Source organism: Shewanella sp. 1CM18E (genome assembly GCF_023161665.1).
In the GTDB taxonomy this organism is placed as follows: domain Bacteria; phylum Pseudomonadota; class Gammaproteobacteria; order Enterobacterales; family Shewanellaceae; genus Shewanella.
Map to the genome: position 1 here is coordinate 178863 of NZ_JALNTW010000008.1, position 22451 is coordinate 201313.

The following is a 22451-nucleotide window of genomic DNA, read 5'->3' on the forward strand; positions in this document are numbered from 1 at the left end:
AACTTTGGGGGCATTTCCCCTTTTAACATCAAGCAAGACTAAGCTAAATGGACACCGCATCGACTGAAACAACGACATTTAAACGTCGTGAGCTCGACGCTCTATGAAATAACCATTTTTGCAGCGATCACTATCAATAACGCCGCAAAGATTTTTTTAATCAAAGAAACAGGTAGATGTTGTGTCGCTTTTGCCCCTATAGGCGCAGTAAACCATGAAGTACACACAATACCGAGCAAAGCCGGTAAATAGACAAAACCGGCAAAACCATCTTCTAGCGCTAAATAGCGACTACCAGAACTGATATACCCTACAGATCCAAAAAGAGCGATAACAATTCCACACGCCGATGCACAGCCAATGGCTTTTTTCATATCAACAGAGAAAAAGGTCAGCATTGGCACCAATAGAGCCCCTCCGCCAATCCCTATCATGGCTGATAATCCGCCTATTATTGTCGTACACAAAGTTAACAGAGCTTTGCCCGCCATAGGTCGCTCTGCAATAGAGTTGCTTTTGCTGCTGTAAAGCATCTTAAATGCTATCAATACCACGCTAACAGCAAACACAATACGTACAATTTTCTCAGGCAATAATGCCGCGATAAAACCACTGATAAGTGCACCCAGTGCAACCCCCATCATCACCCAAGGGGCCAGCTCCCATGGCACGTTACCGTTTTTATGATGGGCAATCGCTGAAGAGGTTGAAGTAAATAATATTGATGCTAATGACGTTGCAATAGCACTTACCACCAGTTGCTCAGTAGGTAGAATATTAAAATGAAGCAAAATGCTACTCAGCACTGGAACAATAATTAAGCCCCCACCAATCCCTAACAGCCCAGCCAAAAATCCAACGCCACTACCCAGTAAAGCGCAAAATATTATCAATAATAGTAATTCACTCATTCAATTAATCTCATTTTCTAGCTAGGGGATAAAACAATCAAACAATGTTCAATTCGGGGCGGTCAATATAACTTAGCAACAGATTAATATTCAAACAAAATTGACCATGAAATTCCCTCATGTTGCAGGTGAAATAAACCCGTTATGACTATTAGGCACAACAACGTATAACAGATATTCAAATCTTAAGCATATGTAGCCCTTTTAAATTATTAACCGTTTAGTCAGTAACAAATAATAAAAATAAAACGAACTAAGGTAAATAAATACCAACAGTCAAAAAGGTCAATAGCGTAAGAAAAAATTTAGCTTTAGCCTCAAACAATAGGACATAGATTACGATGAATAAGGACTTTAACTTTACAATTACGAGCGTAAGCCTAGATGAGAATTACCATCCTTCAAACAGCACTCGTATCACCACTAACTTTGCTAACTTAGCCAGGGGTGACAGTCGCCAAGAAAACTTACGTAATGCATTGAAGATGATTGATAATAGCTTTAATGCCTTAGCTCATTGGGATAATCCTACTGGCGAACGCTATTCTGTAGAACTAGAAATCATCTCTGTTGATATGGATATTGATGGCGGTGGAGACACGTTCCCGTCAATCGAAGTATTAAAAACCAATATTATTGATAAACAAACCAACGAACGTATTGAAGGAATTGTTGGTAATAACTTCTCATCCTATGTTCGAGATTATGATTTCAGTGTATTACTTTTAGAACATAATAAGGATCAAACCCAATTTAGTATTCCAAATGACTTCGGCGATCTGCATGGAAAGTTATTCAAGAGCTTTATTAATTCTAATACTTATAAGCAGAACTTTAATAAATCACCGGTGATCTGCCTCAGTGTTTCTGATAATAAAACCTATCATAGAACGGAAAATCAACATCCGGTGTTAGGTGTTGAATATCACCCTAATGAATCTTCATTAACTGAACAATATTTCAAAAAAATGGGCCTACAAGTTCGCTACTTTATGCCACCAAATAGTGTTGCTCCCTTAGCTTTTTATTTCTTTGGTGATTTACTTAATGATTACAGCAATCTTGAGCTTATCAGCACAATAAGCACCATGGGGACCTTTCAAAAAATATACCGACCAGAAATTTATAATGCTAATGCCGCGGCAGGAAAATGCTACCAGCCAAACTTAAAAAACCTAGACCATTCGTTAACTCAGATTGTCTATGACCGAGCAGAACGCAGCCAGTTGGCAATTGAGCAAGGCAAGTTCGCAGAGGAGCACTTCATCAAGCCATATCAAATGGTGCTTGAGCAATGGTCAGCAAATTGCAACTTTTAACCTTAAGTTATAGCGGTATTTATTATGAAAAAGTTATTACCTACTTCAACAGCTGGCAGCTTACCTAAACCGTCTTGGCTTGCAGAGCCAGAGACCCTTTGGTCACCTTGGAAACTCCAAGATCAGGCGCTAACCGAGGGAAAACAAGATGCCTTGCGTGTGTCATTACAAGATCAGCTACACACTGGGATAGATATAGTTAGTGATGGCGAGCAAACACGAAAGCACTTTGTTACGACCTTTATTGAGCATCTTAACGGTGTTGATTTTGAACAGCGTAAAACCGTAAAAATTCGTGACCGTTATGATGCTAGTGTCCCAACGGTTGTGGGTGCGGTTTCTCGACAAAAACCGGTCTTTGTAGAAGATGCTAAGTTTCTACGTCAGCAAACCAAGCAACCCATAAAGTGGGCTTTACCCGGCCCAATGACCATGATCGATACACTTTATGATGATCATTATCAAAGCCGTGAACAACTCGCTTGGGAATTTGCCAAAATCCTCAATCAAGAAGCTAAAGATTTAGAGGCTGCAGGAGTTGATATCATTCAGTTTGATGAACCTTCGTTTAATGTCTTTTTTGATGAAGTGAATGATTGGGGAATTGCCTGCTTAGAGCGAGCCATCGAAGGGTTAACATGCCAAACCGTTGTCCATATTTGTTATGGCTATGGCATTAAAGCCAATACAGATTGGAAAAAAACCTTAGGAACTGAGTGGCGACAATATGAAGAGGTATTTCCTAAATTGCAACAATCTAACATTGATATTGTCTCGTTAGAATGCCACAACTCTCACGTACCACTAGAGTTACTAGAACTGATCCGCGGTAAAAAAGTCATGGTCGGTGCAATTGATGTCGCAAGTAATACTATTGAAACGCCTGAGGAAGTTGCCGATACACTGCGAAAAGCATTGCAGTTTGTTGATGCTGAAAACCTCTATCCTTGCACTAACTGCGGCATGGCGCCATTACCACGCGAGATAGCAACAGCCAAACTACATGCGTTAACCGCTGGTGCAGCAATCGTCCGCAAAGAATTATCTGCATAAGCTTTTACTTAGTAGTTTGAAAGTGCAAAGCACTCGCAGCTAACTGTTTACTGTAACGATTTAATCCCCAAGCTCCTAAACAGACTAATTCAACTGAGTTAGTCTGTTTTTTACAGCCAAGTCAATAAACTCCCACTCCAAAAACCAGCTTAAGAAGCTAGCAAGACATGTTTCAAGCATCTCGAATAAAGAGTAGAAAAGGAAATCGGCTTAATCTTGCTAGGTTAAATTCACTGCAAACTCACTATTAATCCCCAGCCCGTTAGCAACCATTAAATTTTAGGCAAAAAAAAACCAGCTCAAGGAGCTGGTTAAGACATTTCAAGTGTTCCAAAAAAAGGAAATCGGTTAGCGCGCTAGCGTTAATCAATGGCATTTCGACAAGGTCGACATACCACTTGAGTCTAAACACACCCAAAGGGTGTTATAAGGTTGATGGATGATGGATGATGGAACCACTTTAAAAGGAGGTTAGCCCTTAAAAGCCATGGCGTATAAACCGCCGCGCAAAACATTTGAATCCAACCAAGTGTTTTGCCAATAAATCGTCATTTGTCCGCTATAAGACATTGTCTGTACTCCCAAGCAAAGTTGTATTAATCATCTCAAATTAAATTAGTTAATGGGGTTGAGCCAAACTAATTTAACGAGGCAACTTGTCGCTCGGTTCCTTGGAGAATTATCCATCCTGGATAGACTTAAGTATTGGAAGGACTATGCCTAACCAACGAAAACAATTATAGCCTTCTGTAATTTTATTACAATACTTTGTGTTAAAAAATACTCAAATAGTGCGTAAAGAGTAATTTTACAACAACCGCGCGTGACAAGGATCACGCAAAATGACCGTTTTACGGTTTATTTCACAAACAAACAGCAAATTCGATCAAATAAACTACAGAACAACAGCAAAATGAATGGTAATAAAAAACCAAAATCAGCAAGCGTTAAAGTTATTAATAAAATTTGGTTAAAAAAAAGCCCACTCAATGAGTGGGCAAGACATTTCAAGTGTTCCTAGCGGAAATTGGTTAGCGCGCCAGCGATAATCAATGGCAAACAGCTCAGTAATCTAACTAAAGCAATTTGCGACTTGGTCTATAAACATCTAAAAGATGTAATAAAGGTTGATGGAAACTGATACGACCTAAGGAGGGTTAGCCCTTAAAGGTCATGGCGTATAAACCGCCACGCAAAACATCTGTATTTAACCAAGCGCTTTGCGAATAAATAGTGTGACTAAAAAACATATTGATTACTCCAAACAAAGTTGAATTCCTAATACTCTACTTTAGTAAAAGCCGTTCTTTGGCTTGTAGAGTCAACTTGTCGCTCGATTCCTTGGAGAATTATCCTTCCTGGATAGACTAAGTGCCGATAAGCACCATTGCTTACCCGACGAAGATAATTATAAATAACTGTAATTTTATTACAAGCTTTTTCTTCAAAAAACTCAAAAACGGCGATTTTACGTTATTTTATTACATTATTTATTAGCTTTCGATATTATTCGATCACCCAAAGCCTACTCTAAATAAAAAAACCGACACTAAAGCAGTATCGGTTTTAATCATAAGCAGGCTCAACAATAGATCGAAATCTATTCCGCAGTCATGTAAGCAAATAACCCTACTAACGGAGTAGCCGTTGGCGTACCGTATTGTGGGTGGCCTTCAGTTGCGCTACCAGCAATATCAATATGGCTATAGGCAATTGGCATTGCAGCGTTAAGCCCGTGTCGACTCAAACCCGAAGCTTCAATTAAGAACGCCGCAGGGTACTGATGACCACGAGCTGTAACCGATGACGGTGCATTATTCGATGACAACATATCAGCTGCTGCAGATGGGTCGACAATTTGACTAAAGTCATCACGACGTAGTTGGCTCACCTCTATTGGTTCACCCCATATTGATGCTTTTGCCTGCATACTGTTAGCCACGTTTGCTTGCTTAGCAACGCTGTTTTCGACCACTGCTGTATAACCGCCGTAACAACGCACAACATGGCCGGTTAGCGTCGCGACCGAGAACATTTGCGGTTTAACCGCATTAACCGCCTTCAAACGCAAATGCGAGAGCAAGTCTGCCAGCACTAAACGACCTTCGGCATCGGTATTACCGATACGCACACGCTTGCCCGCATGGCCAGTAATAATCTCATCTGTTACAAACGCTTCACTGCCAATGCTGTTGCGCACTAAGCCTAGTTCTGCGACCACTCTTATGCCTTTAGGCTTAAGTAAACTAATGGTTTTCATTAACCCTGCAACTGCTGCTGCACCGCCTTTGTCTCGGCTCATACCCGCCATACCACCAGCGATTTTTAAATCAGCGCCACCAGTGTCATACACCACACCTTTACCGGCAAATAGGAAGGTTTTTTCAATATCCCCTTCGCCAACATACTCAAGCTTAACTACGCGTGGTTGATGCCTAAGCACTGCAAAAGAAGAACGACCAACAGCACAAAGCAATGGATAGTCACGCTCGAGAATATCTCTATCTTCCACAACACTCATTGTTAGACCAGAGTCTTGCAATGCATCAATACAGTAATCAGCAAAAGCAGGGGCTGACATACGCTCAGGTTCAGTACCGCATAAATCACGAGCCAATACTCGTCCAGCTTCAATAGCTGTCAGCGTAGCGCCATTATTGCCACTTAATATACCAATTGCTTCTAATGGCTCATCTGCGCCACCGGCTTCTCTTAGCTCTAGCGCTTGCCAAAGTGCTTGGCCACACGCAAGCGCGGCAACTTGCTGAGCATGTTGATAACGCTGTTGGTTGATACTGTCTACAAGTAAAAGCGGCCTTTTAGCACCCGCCTCTTTAGCAACCTTAATCCCTTCGCGCGCCGCATCGGCAAAAATCCGCACATCTTGGTAGTCATCATCTGCGTGTTTAACAGGGGCAATGATCAACCTACCACCAGCCATACCCGGTGCAAAAAGTAAGGTTACCGATTTACCGACACGCTGATCGATCTTTTGCCCATGACTTGCCAACATTGCTACTTCGTCAAGCTGAATCGATGTCACATCAGCTGTGACTACAACTAATGCATCCCAGCCATTTCCCTCAAAAATCGCATCTTGCTCTGACACATCAACAAACTTTACTGACCCCATAACCTTTCCTTCTTATATTTTATTTTGTCATCGTGCCAGCTTGTTTATGTGGCAAAACAACTTATTTGCTAACGCATTATTCCCCGAATATGCCCCGATTACCAATCACTTCATGCAACATGAAAAAGTCAGTGGAAACTTAGGCTGACAAGCTAAGACGGCAGCCTCTGTAAACGACTCCGCAGCGCACTTAGACTATGTTAGACTGTGACTATTTCAAGCCTCAAGCGCACTTCAGTTAAACCAATTTTGCTGCGCATTTTATTAAAATAGGGGATTATAAGTGACCACACTAAGTCAATTACAACCACAAGCACTTTGGCAATGGTTCGAGCAAATTTGTGCCATTCCACATCCATCTAAACATGAGCAGGCACTAAGCGCCCATATTCAAGCTTGGGCTAAAGACAAGCAACTCGATGTTGTTGAAGATAAGGTGGGTAACCTTATTATCAAAAAGCCAGCAACTGCAGGTATGGAACACTGTAAAACTGTAGTGTTGCAGGCTCATATTGATATGGTGCCACAAAAAAATGCCGATAAAGTGCATGATTTTGAAAAAGATCCAATCGAAGCGTATGTCGACGGTGACTGGGTTAAAGCTAAAGGTACAACCCTAGGTGCTGATAACGGCATAGGTATGGCATCAGCCCTTGCAGTATTAGGTGCCGATGACATTGCTCATGGCCCACTTGAAGTACTATTAACCATTGATGAAGAAGCTGGCATGACAGGCGCATTCGGTTTAGAAGCTGGTATGCTTGAAGCAGAGATTTTAATCAATACCGACTCAGAGCAAGAAGGTGAGATCTACATGGGTTGTGCTGGCGGTGTTGATGCTCAGCTAACAGTGCCTATGGTTTGGCAATCACCAGAGCCTACAAATGCCAGTTATAAACTGTCAATTTCAGGCCTTAAAGGTGGCCACTCAGGAGTGAACATTCATTTAGGCCGCGGTAATGCCAACAAGCTTTTAGCGCGCTTCTTATTTGACTATGCTGATGAGCTTGCTATCGAGCTCACTCAATTTGTTGGCGGCTCACTGCGTAATGCGATTCCACGTGAAGCGGCTATCAGCTTTATGATCCCGCCAGAGAACCTAACATTACTGCAGACTCGTATCGGTGAATTCCAAGCGCTAGTACGTGAAGAACTGGCAATTGCAGATCCTGGTACTGTGTTAACTCTCGACGAAATCCCAGCTGAAAAACAAGTGATGAGTGAAGACTCACAGCAGATCTTAGTTGACCTGCTAAATGCTTGTCCTAACGGCGTGATCCGCATGAGTGATGAAGTTGAAGGCGTAACTGAAACTTCGTTAAACGTTGGTGTTATCAGTACTGATAATGAAAACGTACAGATCCTATGCCTTATCCGCTCATTAATTGATTCTGGTCGCACTGAAGTTGAAGGGGTATTAACTTCACTTGCTAACCTTGCTGGCGCAAATGTTGAATTCAGCGGCGCATACCCTGGTTGGAAGCCAGATAATAGCTCACCCGTTATGGCAAGCGTACGTGAAACCTACGAAGCCATCTACAACAAAGAGCCGACCATCATGGTGATCCATGCGGGTCTTGAGTGTGGTCTATTTAAGAAACCTTATCCAGATATGGATATGGTATCGATTGGTCCCACGATTCGTTATCCACATAGCCCAGATGAAAAAGTGAATATCACCACTGTGGGTCAATACTGGAAGCTGCTGTTAGCCGTACTAGAACGCACGCCAGCTAAAGACTAACCATTGGTTTAAATACGTTACGTAATGCAAGGCCACTTAGCTAATTATCTAGCAATAAGTGGCCTTTTTTCTTTATAACGAAAAAATAAAGGTTAAAAACCTAAATCCATCTGTGACTGGTCAATATCTACATGATTGTCATTCACTTGATTGGATGCGAGACCCACCGACACACCGAGTAAACGGATCCCGCGCTCATGCTGCCGCTCCATTGCCTGCTCAAGTAACTGATAAAACAAGTTCACCGAGATCTCATCACTACGATGCTCAATGGTCGTCTGTTTAAAGTCTTCAAACTTAAGCTTTACAACTTGTTTGTTGATCACCCTGTCTTTAGCACCACGACTCACTCTAGCACCAAGTTCTTGAATTAACTGCGGCATCACAGCACGGCACTGCTCTAGGGTATGAATATCTTTTGCTAATGTGGTTTCGACTCCAACAGATTTTCGTTCACGATTAGGTGAAATACCGCGTTTATCAACGCCTTTTGCACGCTCAATCAATACCGCACCAAACTTACCAAAACGCTCGATGAGCTTTGCCTCTGGATAAGCTTGAACATCACTGCAAGTATGTAAACCGAGATCTGCGAGCTTTTTGGCGGTTACCTTGCCTACTCCGGGAATTTTTATCAATGGTAAGGTTTTTACAAACTCATCAATCATGTCTGGGCGGATCACATATTGTCCATTAGGTTTATTCAAATCAGATGCAATCTTGGCTAGAAACTTAACCGGGGCGATACCTGCAGAAGCAGTAAGCCCAGTTTCAGTCAGTATATCGGTGCGGATTGCTTCAGCAATTAATGTCGCAGAACCTTTACAATACGGACTATCAGTAACATCAAGGTAGGCTTCATCAAGAGACAAAGGTTCAATTAAGTCGGTATAGCGCTCAAATACAGCGCGGATTTGGCTAGAAACGTCTTTATAGACCTGCATACGTCCGGGAACGAGGATCAAATCAGGGCAAAGTTTTAAGGCATAACCCGATGCCATCGCTGAGCGTACGCCAAATTTACGCGCCTCATAGTTGCAGGTGCTGATCACCCCGCGGCGATCACTGCGACCACCTACGGCAATAGGTTTCCCTCTTAATTCAGGAAAATCGCGCATTTCCACTGCGGCGTAAAAGCAATCCATGTCAACGTGAATGATTTTTTGCAAGCCAGTATCCTCCGCCAATAATGATACTGTATAAAAACACAGTGCACAATAAAAAGCGCATTTTCACGATTGAGAAATAGCGGGCTATGACTATTCACAAAAAAAGGAGCCAAACGGCTCCTTTCAATAAACGAATGATAAAGGCTAAATCTTAAACTGTTTAATGTTGTTACCCAGTGATTCACTCACCTGAGTAAACTCATCAAAGTTATGCGATAGCGCTTCACTTGCAGCGAGTGACTCATCAGATAATGTACGTACATTTTCGATGTTACACGCAACTTCTTCAGCAACAACGGCTTGTTGACCTACTGCCGCTGAGATTTCAATAGTTTGCTGCTGAATCGCCTCAATTGCGTCAGTAATATCGCCTAATGCCACTTCAACTTTGGCGGTAAGATCTTGACCAATATTAGCCTGCTCAACACCGGCCTCCATCACCTGCTCAGCTTCGTTAGCATTGAGCTGCAAGGTTTGAATAATCTCTTGAATATTGGCGGTTGAATCTTGGGTGCGTGAAGCCAGTGTTCTTACTTCATCGGCAACAACCGCAAAACCACGCCCTTGCTCACCCGCTCTTGCAGCTTCAATTGCTGCATTCAACGCCAGTAAATTAGTTTGCTCGGCAATGCCACGGATCACATTAAGTACTTCACCAATCTGCTCTGAGCGTGTTCTAAGCTGCTTAACAACCTTTGCGGCTTCAATAACTTGTACTGATAACGACTGCATCCCTTGAGTCGCCTGCGCCACAATCAGGCTGCCTTCATTAGACTGTGTTTGCGCTTTATCGGCAAACTCACTCGCTCTTTGGGCACTTGCCGCCATCTCTTGGCTAGTGTGAGCCATTTCAGTCGCCGCGGTAGCTACTGAAGCAATCTCATGCTTTTGCTGAGCTACAGATTGTAACGCTCTAGAGCTGACATCAGATGCAGCAGCTACCCCTTGCTCTACTTGTAGCGTTAACTCACGAGTTTCTTGCAGCATTCCCTGCACTTTAGCCGCAAAACGGTTAAATGCATCTCCAAGCTGTCCTAGTTCATCTTCACGATTAATATCAATACGCTTGGCTAAATCACTATCGCCTTCGGCAATATCTTCCATTGCGGCTAACAATTGATTGATCTGCTTTCTGAACGGTAGCAAAGTGCCCCACACAGTAATGCCCACTAACGCCATGATGAGTATCGACAATAATATTGAATTAACGATTGCCTCTGAAACCGGTGCTTCGATCACTTCAACTGGTAACATAAAGGCTAAGTGCCATTTTTGCTCAGGATACTCTCCGCCGACATCAATAAAAATAACTCGCTGTAACTCGCCCTTAAACATGACTTCAGCAAAGCCCGTGCTTTGTGATTGCATTTGGCGACTTAGCTCTGCAAAGCCTTGTGAATCTTTAAATTGGCTATCAATTTTTGCCGCTTCAGAACCCGGTGGAAACTTGTCTGAAAAGCCTGGGAAATAAACCAGCTTACCTGCATCTGTGGTTAAAAATGCCTGACCTTCACCTTGGTATTTAATTGGCGCTAGCAGTTCGCTACCTATGGTATCAATCAAGATATCCATACCGCCGATCCCAATAAATCGACCAGACTTATCTTTAACAATGGTTTTTACTGTTGTAGAAATCGAACCGTCGTTGGCATCAACCGCTGGATCGCCAACAAACATGCCATCTTTTTCAATCGCCTCATGCCACCACGGGCGTTTATTCGTAAAATACTCACTGTCGTTATAGCGACCATTCAAATCGAAATACTCAAAGGTATTGGCCGAACCAAAAAACACTGACTTAATATCGCTGTCTTTATCAGAGAAGTGCTTAAAATATTCAACTACTGATGGATAATCTTTATCGCGGGAGAGATCGCTTAAACGCGCATTATACTGGCTGAACCAGTTAACGACTGTCGGATCGGCAAATATGGCATGAATAAGCTGGCCTTTAGCCTCAAAGTAGCTGCGAACTTCCGTAGACTTTAATTGAACTAGGCTGCTCAGATCGTTATCGATTTGCTGACGGGTGCTGCTACTTTCATTTTTAACCAGAAATACCGCTACCACGGTAAATAGCACAGCAAGTGCACCAACAATTGTCACAACAAGCTGCATACTCAATGAACGTTTAAACCACTGCATTGACTCCCCTCTTTGTTATTTTTTTAAGTAGGTTCCGTTATCAGGTAGTCACAAATCTAACAGAAAAGAGTGCAGATTAAAGTAGTTAATCTAGTAACAAGGGCTAACGTTAGTAAAAGTACACATGTAGCCAACAGTAACAATATTTAACCAGAGACTAATATTAAGCAAAAACCGTTACTAAAGCCGCAGTAACAAAAACAATGGCCTAATTTATTGTCCTTTATTGGTCTATATACCTAGGCTGCGACAAGCCCAAATAATATGTAAATATTTAGTTCAATAAATGGGTATAAGAAATGAAGTCGAAAGTCTGACGCTAACAACTTTTACGATACAGCTCTGTTAAGCATTAAAACTAAGGATTACTAAATTAAGAGCTTAAAAAAGAGTGGTTAACATCGCTAGCTCTTCTCGAGATAACACAGAGCGCGTAGTGATAGGATTAGCCAGCACATCAGTTGAGGATTTCCCCATATTTACAAGCTTAGCTTGTTGCTTTTCATAGCGCTCAATGCACTCAAGCAAAAAGTCTACTTGGAACTGGCTATCGCGATCTAGAGCCGCTGTATTTGATTTTAAAACGCTAAACATAAGCTTCCTCCTCATGCCAGTTAACTAAGGGGTCTCTAACCAATGATAAGGTGCTTATTAACAAGGGTTAGTGTCGAATCTACGCTCAATATACTGAGTACCTACATATAATAGGCCGCTTTAGCTGAATACTTGCTGTACAGTTATCTTGAGCGACTTCCCTTTCAACGATTTAAGTATAGACAAGAATTTTTAGGCGGTAGCGCTTTCTACGATGTTTTTCACAGGCACAGGCAGGGCTTAGCTCACTGCTGATAAACCCAAAAATGACTCCTTCATAAAACCTTGTTAGTTACTAAACTTTGCCCATAAAAAAGACGCTGTAAGCGTCTGTTTTTATTAACTATGATATAGCGTATCTCGCTACATTTTACTTTGTAGATAATTTTGTAAACCAACTTTGTCGATTAAACCAAGCTGCTTTTCAAGCCAATACATATGGTCAGACTCGGTTTCTTCTAGTAGTACTTCAAGGATCTCACGACTTTCGTAGTCTTGCTTGCTTTCGCAAAGCGCTATCGCCACTCGAAGATTATCTGCCACTTGATATTCATAGGCTAAATCGTTCTTAAGCATCTGCTCAGTATCTTTACCAATATTTAGCGGCTCACGGCTAGCAACATCTGGGGTGCCTTCTAAAAACAAAATACGCTGAACTAGCTTTTTAGCATGTTCACGTTCATCGTCACTCTCATGGGAAATGCGTTCGTGTAGTTCATTCAATCCCCAATCTTCGTACATTAAACCGTGAACAAAATACTGATCCATAGCTGATAACTCGCCGGTCAGCAATTTGTTGAGTGTATCAATGACTTCTTTGTTACCTTTCATAATCGCCTCCGGTTAGTCCATTTTAGATTGTAAGTAGTTCTGCATACCTGTTAGTGAGATCAGCTCTAACTGCGCTTCTAGCCAGTCTAGGTGCTCTTCTTCATCTTCAAGTAGATCCTCTAAAATATCTCTACTGACATAGTCGGCTTCGGACTCACACAAGGCAATAGCGTCGCGTAGCACGATAAGTTCTTCTTCAAGCATCACCTTGTCACACTCGAGCATCTCTTGACTGTGCTCGCCAATGCGCAATTTGTCGAGCTGCTGCAGATTTGGCAAGCCTTCGAGGAACAATACACGTTCGATAAGTTTATCGGCGTGCTTCATATCCTGAATGGATTTTTTGTAGGCCTTTTCATTAAGCTCGCCTAGTCCCCAGTTTTTAAACATACGCGCATGTAAAAAGTACTGGTTAATTGCGGTAAGCTCGCTGGTCAGCACTTTGTTTAGCTGACTAATGACCTTAGGTTGTCCTTTCATCTGTTTGTCCTTAGTTAAATTGATCTATATCAATATTAACAACCTAGAACAAAAAACAACCAAATACAAATAAACTTTATATTTCAAAAACTTAATAAAGATAACTATTCTCATTAGCGCTTCAATTCCCAACAAAACCTAAGTTGGCGTAAAGTGTATTTTTATCGAGTTAAACTAGGCGATTAGCCTATGGGAAGGCGATAAACCTTGAGGGCTTTTACAACAAGTGATCAAGTGTATATTAGTAGATGCTGCAATAAAGAGAGGTTTTAGTAAAAAATGATATAAAAAAGGCTCCTAAAAAGGAGCCTTAATTGTCGCCAGTTATGCAAAATTAGATGATACGGTTTTGCGCTAACTTTTCTTTGCGTTCTTGTTCTGCCATACGTGCTTTACGCTTATCACATGGATCATCGCAATCACATGCCTTTTCAATACCAAGTGCACCAAGACCACCGCAGCTTCCAGCGACAGCTTGTCGTTTGACTAAATAGCCTATCGACATTAATAAAAAGAATCCGATTAATACGACAAAAGCCGCAATAAAATTGCTCATATTCGACTCCAACTACTGAGTAACGAAAGGTTTGAAAGCTTCACTGTAGAAAACTTTAAAGCCATCATCTTGCTTTTCAATAAGCATTATCGCTAGATGCTCACGTTTAGCAAGTTCTAGTGACGCTTGAGTACCTAAAACCATCATAGCGGTAGCGTAACCATCTGCAATCATTGACTCTTCATGCAGTACTGTTACTGACGCTAATCTGTGGTTTATAGGGTACCCTGTACGTGGGTCAATCAAGTGCGAAAAACGTTTACCGTCTTCTTCGTAATAATTACGATAATCGCCTGATGTCGCCATCGCCATATTTTTTGGTGCAATCACTTGCTGTATACCATTGCCGCTGTTTCCAGGTTTCTCTATCGCAATGCGCCATAGTGAACCGTCGGCCTTAGTACCGCGCAGACTGATCTCTCCGCCAATTTCAACCAAGTAACCCATTGGTTGATACTTATCTAGCAAGGCGGCTATTTTATCAACACCAAAACCTTTTGCAATCGAAGATAGATCAACATAAATATCAGGGTTAAGCTTACTGATCTTATTACCGTCTAAAACAATTGCCTCAATTCCTGTACGCTGTCTTGCCTCATCAATCTCTTGCTGAGTCGGAATTTGAGTCGGTCTTTTGTCTGGGCCAAAGCCCCACAAGTTAACTAATGGACCTAAAGTAATATCTAGGGCACCATCAGTGGTTTTATATAATGCTAATCCTTCAGCAATTACCTTGGCAGTATCAGCCGACACTTCAACATTTTCATTACGCGTCATCTGGTTAAACTTAGATAACTCAGAGTTCGGTCGGTATGTCGACATTTGATCGTTAACCTTTTCTAAGGCTAAATCGATCTCTGCTTGCAGTAACTGAACATCTGGCATTCTTTCATTAGGTACGACTTTAATGTGGTAAGTCGTGCCCATAGTGTTGCCAGACAGTGAAATCACTTCAGCTTGTTTAGTACACGCTGAAATAAAAAAGGCTAACCCGATAAGGGCCAGCCAATTTACTAAGGTCTTAAACATATTGACCTAGATCTCCAATAAGAGAAGGGTTAGCCACCGAAGTCATCCAACAGGATGTTTTCATCTTCGACACCAAGATCTTTAAGCATACCGATTACAGCAGCGTTCATCATTGGTGGGCCACACATATAGTACTCACAATCTTCTGGCGCTTCATGGTCACGTAAGTAGTTTTCGTACAATACGTTATGGATAAAGCCAGTGTAGCCATCCCAGTTGTCTTCAGGCTGAGGATCAGACAGTGCAACATGCCATTGGAAGTTACTATTGTCTGCCGCTAGGCCATCGAAATCTTCTACATAGAACATTTCACGACTAGAACGCGCACCGTACCAGAAGCTCATCTTACGTTGAGACTTAAGACGCTTCAATTGATCGAAAATGTGTGAACGCATAGGTGCCATACCTGCACCACCACCGATGAATACCATTTCAGCATCAGTCTCTTTAGCGAAGAACTCACCAAATGGACCTGAAATAGTCACTTTATCACCCGCTTTTAAGCTCCAGATGTACGAAGACATCTTACCACAAGGCAGAGTTAAATTACGTGGTGGTGGAGTCGCAATACGCACGTTCAACATGATGATACCTTCCTCTTCAGGATAGTTCGCCATTGAATATGCACGGATTGTTTCATCATCAACTTTCGATTCTAGGTTAAAGAATCCAAAGTGCTCCCAGTCGCCACGGTATTCAGCAGGAACATCAAAGTCCGCATACTTAACATGGTGAGCTGGCGCTTCAATCTGAATGTAACCACCAGCGCGGAAAGGCACTGATTCGCCATCAGGAATACCAAGCTTAAGTTCTTTAATGAAAGTGGCTTTGTTATCGTTAGAGATAACTTCACATTCCCACTTCTTAACACCAAAGATCTCTTCTTCTAGTTCAATCTCCATGTCAGTTTTTACGTTTACCTGACAAGATAAACGGCAACCGCCACGAGCTTCACCTTTGCTGATATGGTCCATTTCAGTTGGCAAAATATCACCGCCACCTGACTTAACGTGTACTTTACACTGACCACAAGTACCACCGCCACCACAAGCAGACGATACGAAAATACCGCTTTCTGCTAGTGCGCCTAGTAGCTTGCCACCAGCTGCAGTTTTAATTGCTTTATCTGCATCATCGTTGATGCCGATTGTGACGTCACCGCTTGCTACTAGCTTTGATTTAGCGAATAAAATCACTAATACCAAGACCAATACAATTGCGGTAAACATACTCACACCGAGATATACATCGATTGGTGTAGATTCAAGAATACCCATTAACTTATCCTTAAAGGTTCAAATTAAGACGTCGTTGTGGTGCCTCTTTACAGAGACACACCTGAGAACGACATGAAACCTAGAGCCATCAAACCAGCGGTAACAAAGGTAATACCTAAGCCGCGAAGCCCATCAGGAACATCAGCATATTTTAACTTCTCACGGATACCAGCAAGTAGCACAAGTGCTAAGGCCCAACCGATACCAGAACCAATACCAAACACTAAACTTTCACCTAGGTTGTAATCACGCTCAACCATGAAAGATACCGCACCGAAAATTGCGCAGTTTACAGTGATAAGTGGTAGGAAGATCCCCAACGCGTTATAAAGTGGTGGGAAATACTTATCCAGTGTCATTTCAAGGATTTGAACCAAAGCTGCAATCACACCGATAAAGGTAATGAACTTCAAGAAGCTCAAGTCAGCATCTGGAACGCCTGCCCAAGCCAATGCGCCTGGAGCAAGAATGCCTTGATAGATGATTTGGTTAACCGGTACTGAAATTGCCAGTACAACGATAACTGCAACACCTAGACCCATGGCTGTTTTTACTTTCTTAGATACCGCAAGGAAAGTACACATACCAAGGAAAAAGGATAGCGCCATGTTTTCAATGAAAACAGAACGGATTAATAGACTAATATAATGTTCCATTATGCTTATCCTTTCGCTTCAACTTGCTCAGGCTTCATCACACGAATAATCCAGATCAATGCACCGATCAGGAAGAACGCACTAGGAGGAAGCAGCAATAGGCCATTAGGCTGATACCAGCCACCGTCTGAAATCTTGCTTAAGATTTCAATGCCAAATAGTGAACCATTACCGAATAATTCACGTACGAAGCCAACTGATAACAAGATTGCACCGTAACCTAAGCCGTTACCAATACCATCCATGAAGCTCATCATAGGAGGAGTCTTCATCGCATAAGCCTCAGCACGGCCCATTACGATACAGTTAGTAATAATCAAACCAACGAATACAGACAGCTGCTTAGCAACATCGTAAGCGTAAGCTTGCAGTACTTGGTCTACCACGATTACTAGCGACGCAATAATCGTCATCTGCACGATAATACGTACACTGCTTGGAATGTGGTTACGGATCAGCGAGATAAATAGGTTAGACAAAGCACATACAGCGGTAAGTGCGATTGTCATTACCAAAGCGGTTTCCATTTTACTGGTTACAGCCAAGGCACTACATACACCCAAAATCTGTAGAGCAATTGGGTTATTGCTGACAATAGGTCCTATGAGAACCGATTTTAGTTCTTTAGCATCAGCCATTAGCTAAGCCCTCCATTGCGAGCCTTTTCGATAAAGCGTGCAAAACCTTCTTCACCCAACCAAAATTCAAGTGAGTTTTGTACACCGTTACCAGTAAGCGTTGCACCAGACAATGCATCTACACCGTATGGAGAAGCTGCTACAGCAGGGTTTTTGGTTACGCTAATCGCAAGCTCACCCTTGTCGTTATATAGCTTCTTACCAGTCCACTTAGCGATCCACTGTGGGTTTTGAACTTCACCACCTAGACCAGGTGTTTCACCTGAGCCAGTGAAGCTGTAGTAAACCAAACTACGAATCGTATTCAAGTCTGGCTCAACCGCTAGGAAAGCAAACATCGTTGACCATAAGCCGTAACCTTTAACAGGAATAATCACTGTTTGTAGCTGCTTATTGTCATCATGCACTAGGTAAACAACAGCTTCATTAGCTACGCGTTTAACTGATGCGATGTCGTTTTTTGGCACAAACGATGTAGCTGGAGTACGTGCTGCTTTTTCTGTATCAAAAGTATTTGCATCACCTTCAACAAACTCACCGGTTTTTAAGTCAACAAGCTTAGCTTCTACATACTTATCGTATGTTGACAAAATTGTAGACTTTTCAACTTTTCCTTCGCGAGGGTTGATAAGACCAGCAGCTTCTAGAATGTACTTTTGCTTATCAAGAAGTTTGTTTTCTTGCTGAGTTGGTTTCAACAATACTGCCGCTGTTGATACAAACATTGAGCAGATGAAACACAAACCAACAACAACAAACAGTGTTCTTCCGAAAGAGTCTTTATTACTAGCCACGTGCAATCCTCCGCTTAATATTCGACTGAACCACGAAATGGTCAAATAATGGAGCAAATAGATTCGCGAATAAGATAGCCAACATCATGCCTTCAGGGAACGCAGGGTTGATAACGCGAATGAATACTGCCATAGCACCGATAAGAATACCGTAAGCCCATTTTGCATTATTAGTGAAAGACGCTGATACAGGGTCTGTCGCCATAAACATCATACCGAACGCAAAGCCACCTAAAACAAGGTGCCAATACCAAGGCATAGCAAACATCGGGTTAGTATCACTACCGATAAAGTTAAGTAGGTAAGAAACGGCAATCATACCGACCATTACACCACTTACGATGCGCCATGATGCGATACGCGTGTAGATGATAACCGCGCCACCAATTAAGATAGCTAAGGTAGACACTTCACCAACTGAACCTGGAATGAAACCGAAGAATGCATTCCACCAGTCTTGAGTTAAACCGTATTCTAGTGTGCCTTGTGCCGCTTGGCTCAGTGCAGTAGCACCAGAGTAGCCGTCTGCAACAACCCAAGTGGTGTCGCCTGACATATTTAGCGGGTAAGCGAAGAATAGAAATGCACGACCAGCCAGTGCAGGGTTTAGGAAGTTACGGCCAGTACCACCAAAGATCTCTTTCGCAACAACAACACCGAAGGTAATACCTAGTGCAACCATCCATAGAGGAATTGTTGCTGGCAGTGTTAATGCGAAAAGGATTGAGGTAACAAAGAAACCTTCGTTAACTTCATGTCCACGTACTGATGCAAATAGCACTTCCCAAATACCACCGACAGCGAATGTCACAGCATATATGGGTAAGAACCAACAGGCGCCATACCACATTAATGCGGCAACCCCCGAATCTGCAGTCAATTCAGTACCAAACATACCGAAAAGTGCTACCTGCCAAGTGTCAGGAGCTGCAAAGCCAGCAGCTAAAGCATCTTGTGCTTGTAGGCCGACGTTGAACATACCCAAAAACATTGCCGGGAATGTACATGCCCAAACCGTAATCATCATACGCTTTAGGTCCAAGTTATCACGAACATGGGTACGACCCTTGTTCACATAACCTGGCGTATAAAAGACAGTATATGCAGCTTCAAAAAGTGCATAAAACTTCTCATATTTACCGCCTTTTTCAAATTGCGGTTCAATATTTTCGAAAAACTGTTTTAAGCCCATTAGCCTTCCCTCAGAATCGTATCTAAGCAGTCACGTAGATATGACGCGTAGTCATATTTACCAGGACATACGAAAGTACACAGTGCCAAGTCTTCTTCATCTAGCTCAAGCGCACCTAATGTGGCTGCGCCGTCGTAATCACCTGAAACCAGATCACGAAGTAACATAGTTGGCAGAATATCTAGCGGCATCACGCGCTCATAGTTACCAATTGGCACCATTGCACGGTCACTACCACCAGTACTCGTTGTCATGTTAAATAGACGAGAAGATGAAAGGTGCCCAAGGAATGCACGAGTAATAGAGAACTTGTTTGCACCAGGCATTGCCCAACCAAATAGTTCTTTTTCTGTGCCTTCTTCTAGCAAGCTAACTTGGCTATGGTAACGACCAAGGTAAGCATGAGGTCCCATCGCATTGCGGCCGTTTAAAACAGAGCCTGAGATAGAACGAACAGTACCGTCAGAGACTTCGCCTTCAACTAGTTGTGCCATAGAAGCGCCTAATTGCGTGCGAACTAAACGAGGCTTAACAGCCTTAGGGCCGCCAATAGCGACAACACGTTGAGCGTTAATCTCACCGGTTGTAAACAACTGACCAAACGCAATTACGTCTTGGTAGTTGATGTGCCAAACAGTTCTCGTTGCAGAAGCTGGTAATAGGTTGTGAATGTGTGTGCCTGGCAATCCAGCAGGATGCAGACCAGCAAATTCTTCAACCTGAGCGTTAGCCGCAGGAATATCAGCGCCTGGTGCTTTACAAAGGTAAACCTTACCTTCAGTTAACTTTGAAAGTAGTTTTAAACCATTTTCAAAGTCAGCTTTATGCTCTGCAATCACGACAACAGGATCTGCTGCCAATGGTTGAGTATCAATAGCGGTGACGAAAATACCAGCTGCAGTTGTATCAACCCCTGGTACTTTACTGAAAGGACGCGTACGCAAAGCAGTCCACAAGCCTGATTGGATCAGGTTGTCACGTACTTGCTGTGACTCTAGCGTGTCGATAGCAGTGGCGTCATATTTAGCAAAAGAGATACTGTCATCTCCTTCCACTTCTATAACAACAGACTGCAGAACACGCTGAGCGCCCCGGTTAACTTCGGAAATTGTGCCACTTGCTGAAGCTGTGTATATCACGCCAAGGTTTTTCTTATCTTCAAAAAGAACCTGACCTTTTTTAACTTTATCTCCCACCTTAATTTTCATGGTAGGACGTAAGCCAATATACTCTTCACCCAAAATAGCTACATGTTTGATGGTATTACCATCATGGATAACTTGCTCTGGCCCACCTGCAATAGGCAGGTCCAATCCTTTCTTTATTGTAATCATATCCACAAGCACTACGTTATGAAGGAAAGACAATGCGCCGCGTTCCTGCTAAACACACAAGTTTTAAACAAACCTCTAATTCGTGTTGAGCTAGCGCTAATTTATCGCCAAAATGCGATCAAAATCACGCTGGTCGCGCGCATTTTACCCCAAATATCACCGACTCGCCATGAAAATTGTGTCTGTTTTAAAAGCTTGAAGCCATTTTTATAACAAACATCCTAAATATGCGAAGATATTAAGAATCAATTAATATAGCTACAGGCCACATTCTCCATACATTTAAAGAAGTTAATTAACTTTTACGCTTTCATAACACTGTTATAGTTATTGTTAATAATAAAATTTACACTTTTGTCTAAGTGGTGCTTAATTAAGCTTTTGAGATCTACATCACCTAGCCATTTAGACAAACAAAATGTTCCTCAAGCTATGTTTTACCCCTGCAAAATGGGTCACATATCGCAAAATCGAATAGCAGCAATTCAGGACAAAAAGCATGCATAAAAGCTAAATAAGCGAATAACTGAATGCATATTGTTAACAATATGCAGCTATGCTCGTTTGGCAAAAACCTAAAAATTGAATCCAGATTGCGCATTTAACTTAAACATGAAGCCTCTACATAAAGAGTGTTCTGAGCCGGCAATGGCTACAGCTTAGGTTCAAACCACGATTAGTTTTATCGGATAATTGAGCAACGGACACAAAAAAAGCAGCCTAAGCTGCTTTTTCGTATATTTTAGACATTCATCTAACGCTTTATCTCATTAGAGACCTTTTAAAATCTCATCGCTTAGGCTGAGGTCATCATTACGGTTAACGTTGATACCTGCGGCAATAATATTGCGGGCAATATCTTTGGCTTGATCCAATGAATGCATCTCATACGTTCCGCACTGATACTCGTTTAGTTCAGGGATCTCTGATTGCGCTGCAACTTTCAATACATCTTGCATTGCTGCTAACCATGAATCTGCGACTACTGATTCACTCGGCGTACCAATGAGACTCATGTAAAAACCGGTACGACAACCCATTGGTGAGATATCAATAATTTCAACATCACCGCCATTTAGGTGATCACGCATAAAACCAGCAAAAAGATGCTCTAACGTGTGTATGCCGCGCTCACTCAAAATATCTTTATTTGGCACACAAAAACGTAGATCAAACACAGTGATTGTATCGCCCTTAGGTGTCGCCATCGATTTTGCAACACGTACTGCTGGCGCATTCATGCGAGTATGGTCAACGGTAAAACTATCTAATAACGGCATGGTATTTCTCCAAATTCACCTAAGTTATATACACTCACAAAGCGTCTAGCCCGTGAACCTATTGTTATTTGCGATATTGCCTCGATGACAATAAGGCTATTTTTATAGCAAATGATACTTACCCAGCCTAGAGCTGTAGTCAACAATAACTATCACAAAGTTTTTTCATGAGAATCGGTTTGATAACATTTACGCTTAAACAGCAGCCAAACCATGGGTAGATATAAAGCGAGTAGCCATCGCCAAAGTTAAACCTATTACAACTACATATTGTTCCAGCAAGATGACAGGGGCATTTGCTTAAGCTCAAAATTCA

Annotated in this window: 19 protein-coding genes; 3 read left to right on the forward strand and 16 right to left on the reverse strand. The window is 42.2% G+C overall.

Annotated elements, in window-relative coordinates:
- Positions 1-101 precede the first annotated feature (101 nt).
- Positions 102-911, reverse strand: coding sequence for a sulfite exporter TauE/SafE family protein (locus MSG37_RS12615; RefSeq protein WP_248471011.1), 810 nt, complete (start codon positions 909-911; stop codon positions 102-104).
- Positions 912-1252: 341 nt separating this feature from the next.
- On the opposite strand from MSG37_RS12615, the gene MSG37_RS12620 reads away from it, so the two are divergent.
- Both MSG37_RS12620 and MSG37_RS12625 read left to right on the forward strand, forming a co-directional pair.
- Positions 1253-2230, forward strand: a complete 978-nt coding sequence (locus tag MSG37_RS12620; protein ID WP_248471012.1) for a DUF1852 domain-containing protein — start codon at positions 1253-1255, stop codon at positions 2228-2230.
- Positions 2231-2254: 24 nt separating this feature from the next.
- A complete protein-coding gene (locus MSG37_RS12625; protein WP_248471013.1) occupies positions 2255-3283 on the forward strand; it encodes a methionine synthase in 1029 nt (342 codons plus the stop codon).
- 1600 nt (positions 3284-4883) lie between these two features.
- On the opposite strand, the gene MSG37_RS12630 is transcribed toward MSG37_RS12625, so the two are convergent.
- Positions 4884-6416: a leucyl aminopeptidase family protein gene (locus MSG37_RS12630; protein ID WP_248471014.1), complete on the reverse strand. Its 1533-nt coding sequence runs from the start codon at positions 6414-6416 to the stop codon at positions 4884-4886.
- A gap of 283 nt (positions 6417-6699) precedes the next feature.
- Between MSG37_RS12630 and MSG37_RS12635 the strand changes: the two genes are divergently transcribed.
- The gene (locus MSG37_RS12635) at positions 6700-8160 is read left to right on the forward strand and encodes an aminoacyl-histidine dipeptidase (protein WP_248471015.1); all 1461 of its coding nucleotides are present in this window, start codon (positions 6700-6702) and stop codon (positions 8158-8160) included.
- 92 nt (positions 8161-8252) lie between these two features.
- Here MSG37_RS12635 and dinB read toward each other — a convergent pair whose 3' ends face one another.
- The 14 genes from dinB to luxS all read right to left on the reverse strand — a co-directional run bounded on the left by dinB (position 8253) and on the right by luxS (position 22135).
- Positions 8253-9329, reverse strand: coding sequence for a DNA polymerase IV (dinB, locus tag MSG37_RS12640; protein ID WP_248471016.1), 1077 nt, complete (start codon positions 9327-9329; stop codon positions 8253-8255).
- Positions 9330-9473: 144 nt separating this feature from the next.
- Positions 9474-11474 (reverse strand): methyl-accepting chemotaxis protein, encoded by a 2001-nt coding sequence (locus tag MSG37_RS12645; RefSeq protein WP_248471017.1) that lies wholly within the window; start codon positions 11472-11474, stop codon positions 9474-9476.
- Between the two features lie 381 nt (positions 11475-11855).
- Positions 11856-12068 carry a hypothetical protein gene (locus MSG37_RS12650; RefSeq protein WP_248471018.1) on the reverse strand — a complete coding sequence of 71 codons (213 nt, stop codon included), beginning with the start codon at positions 12066-12068 and terminating at the stop codon, positions 11856-11858.
- 363 nt (positions 12069-12431) lie between these two features.
- Positions 12432-12899, reverse strand: a complete 468-nt coding sequence (gene bfr, locus MSG37_RS12655) for a bacterioferritin (protein ID WP_248471019.1) — start codon at positions 12897-12899, stop codon at positions 12432-12434.
- A 12-nt stretch (positions 12900-12911) separates the two neighbouring features.
- A complete protein-coding gene (bfr, locus tag MSG37_RS12660; protein ID WP_248471020.1) occupies positions 12912-13379 on the reverse strand; it encodes a bacterioferritin in 468 nt (155 codons plus the stop codon).
- A 334-nt stretch (positions 13380-13713) separates the two neighbouring features.
- On the reverse strand, positions 13714-13935 hold the full coding sequence (gene nqrM / locus MSG37_RS12665) for a (Na+)-NQR maturation NqrM (protein WP_248471021.1): 222 nt from the start codon (positions 13933-13935) through the stop codon (positions 13714-13716).
- 12 nt (positions 13936-13947) lie between these two features.
- Positions 13948-14964 carry an FAD:protein FMN transferase gene (locus MSG37_RS12670; protein ID WP_248471022.1) on the reverse strand — a complete coding sequence of 339 codons (1017 nt, stop codon included), beginning with the start codon at positions 14962-14964 and terminating at the stop codon, positions 13948-13950.
- Between the two features lie 29 nt (positions 14965-14993).
- On the reverse strand, positions 14994-16241 hold the full coding sequence (nqrF, locus tag MSG37_RS12675) for an NADH:ubiquinone reductase (Na(+)-transporting) subunit F (RefSeq protein ID WP_248471023.1): 1248 nt from the start codon (positions 16239-16241) through the stop codon (positions 14994-14996).
- 47 nt (positions 16242-16288) lie between these two features.
- Positions 16289-16897: an NADH:ubiquinone reductase (Na(+)-transporting) subunit E gene (nqrE, locus tag MSG37_RS12680; protein WP_220780036.1), complete on the reverse strand. Its 609-nt coding sequence runs from the start codon at positions 16895-16897 to the stop codon at positions 16289-16291.
- A gap of 5 nt (positions 16898-16902) precedes the next feature.
- Positions 16903-17535, reverse strand: a complete 633-nt coding sequence (locus MSG37_RS12685; RefSeq protein WP_028769180.1) for an NADH:ubiquinone reductase (Na(+)-transporting) subunit D — start codon at positions 17533-17535, stop codon at positions 16903-16905.
- Positions 17535-18329, reverse strand: coding sequence for a Na(+)-translocating NADH-quinone reductase subunit C (locus MSG37_RS12690; protein ID WP_248471024.1), 795 nt, complete (start codon positions 18327-18329; stop codon positions 17535-17537). The genes MSG37_RS12685 and MSG37_RS12690 overlap by 1 nt, the downstream gene beginning before the upstream one ends.
- Positions 18322-19521 carry an NADH:ubiquinone reductase (Na(+)-transporting) subunit B gene (locus tag MSG37_RS12695; protein ID WP_248471025.1) on the reverse strand — a complete coding sequence of 400 codons (1200 nt, stop codon included), beginning with the start codon at positions 19519-19521 and terminating at the stop codon, positions 18322-18324. Before MSG37_RS12695 ends, MSG37_RS12690 begins: the two co-directional genes overlap by 8 nt.
- Positions 19521-20855, reverse strand: coding sequence for a Na(+)-translocating NADH-quinone reductase subunit A (locus MSG37_RS12700; protein WP_248471026.1), 1335 nt, complete (start codon positions 20853-20855; stop codon positions 19521-19523). The genes MSG37_RS12695 and MSG37_RS12700 overlap by 1 nt, the downstream gene beginning before the upstream one ends.
- 770 nt (positions 20856-21625) lie before the next feature.
- On the reverse strand, positions 21626-22135 hold the full coding sequence (luxS, locus tag MSG37_RS12705) for an S-ribosylhomocysteine lyase (RefSeq protein WP_248471027.1): 510 nt from the start codon (positions 22133-22135) through the stop codon (positions 21626-21628).
- Between the last annotated feature and the right edge of the window lie 316 nt (positions 22136-22451).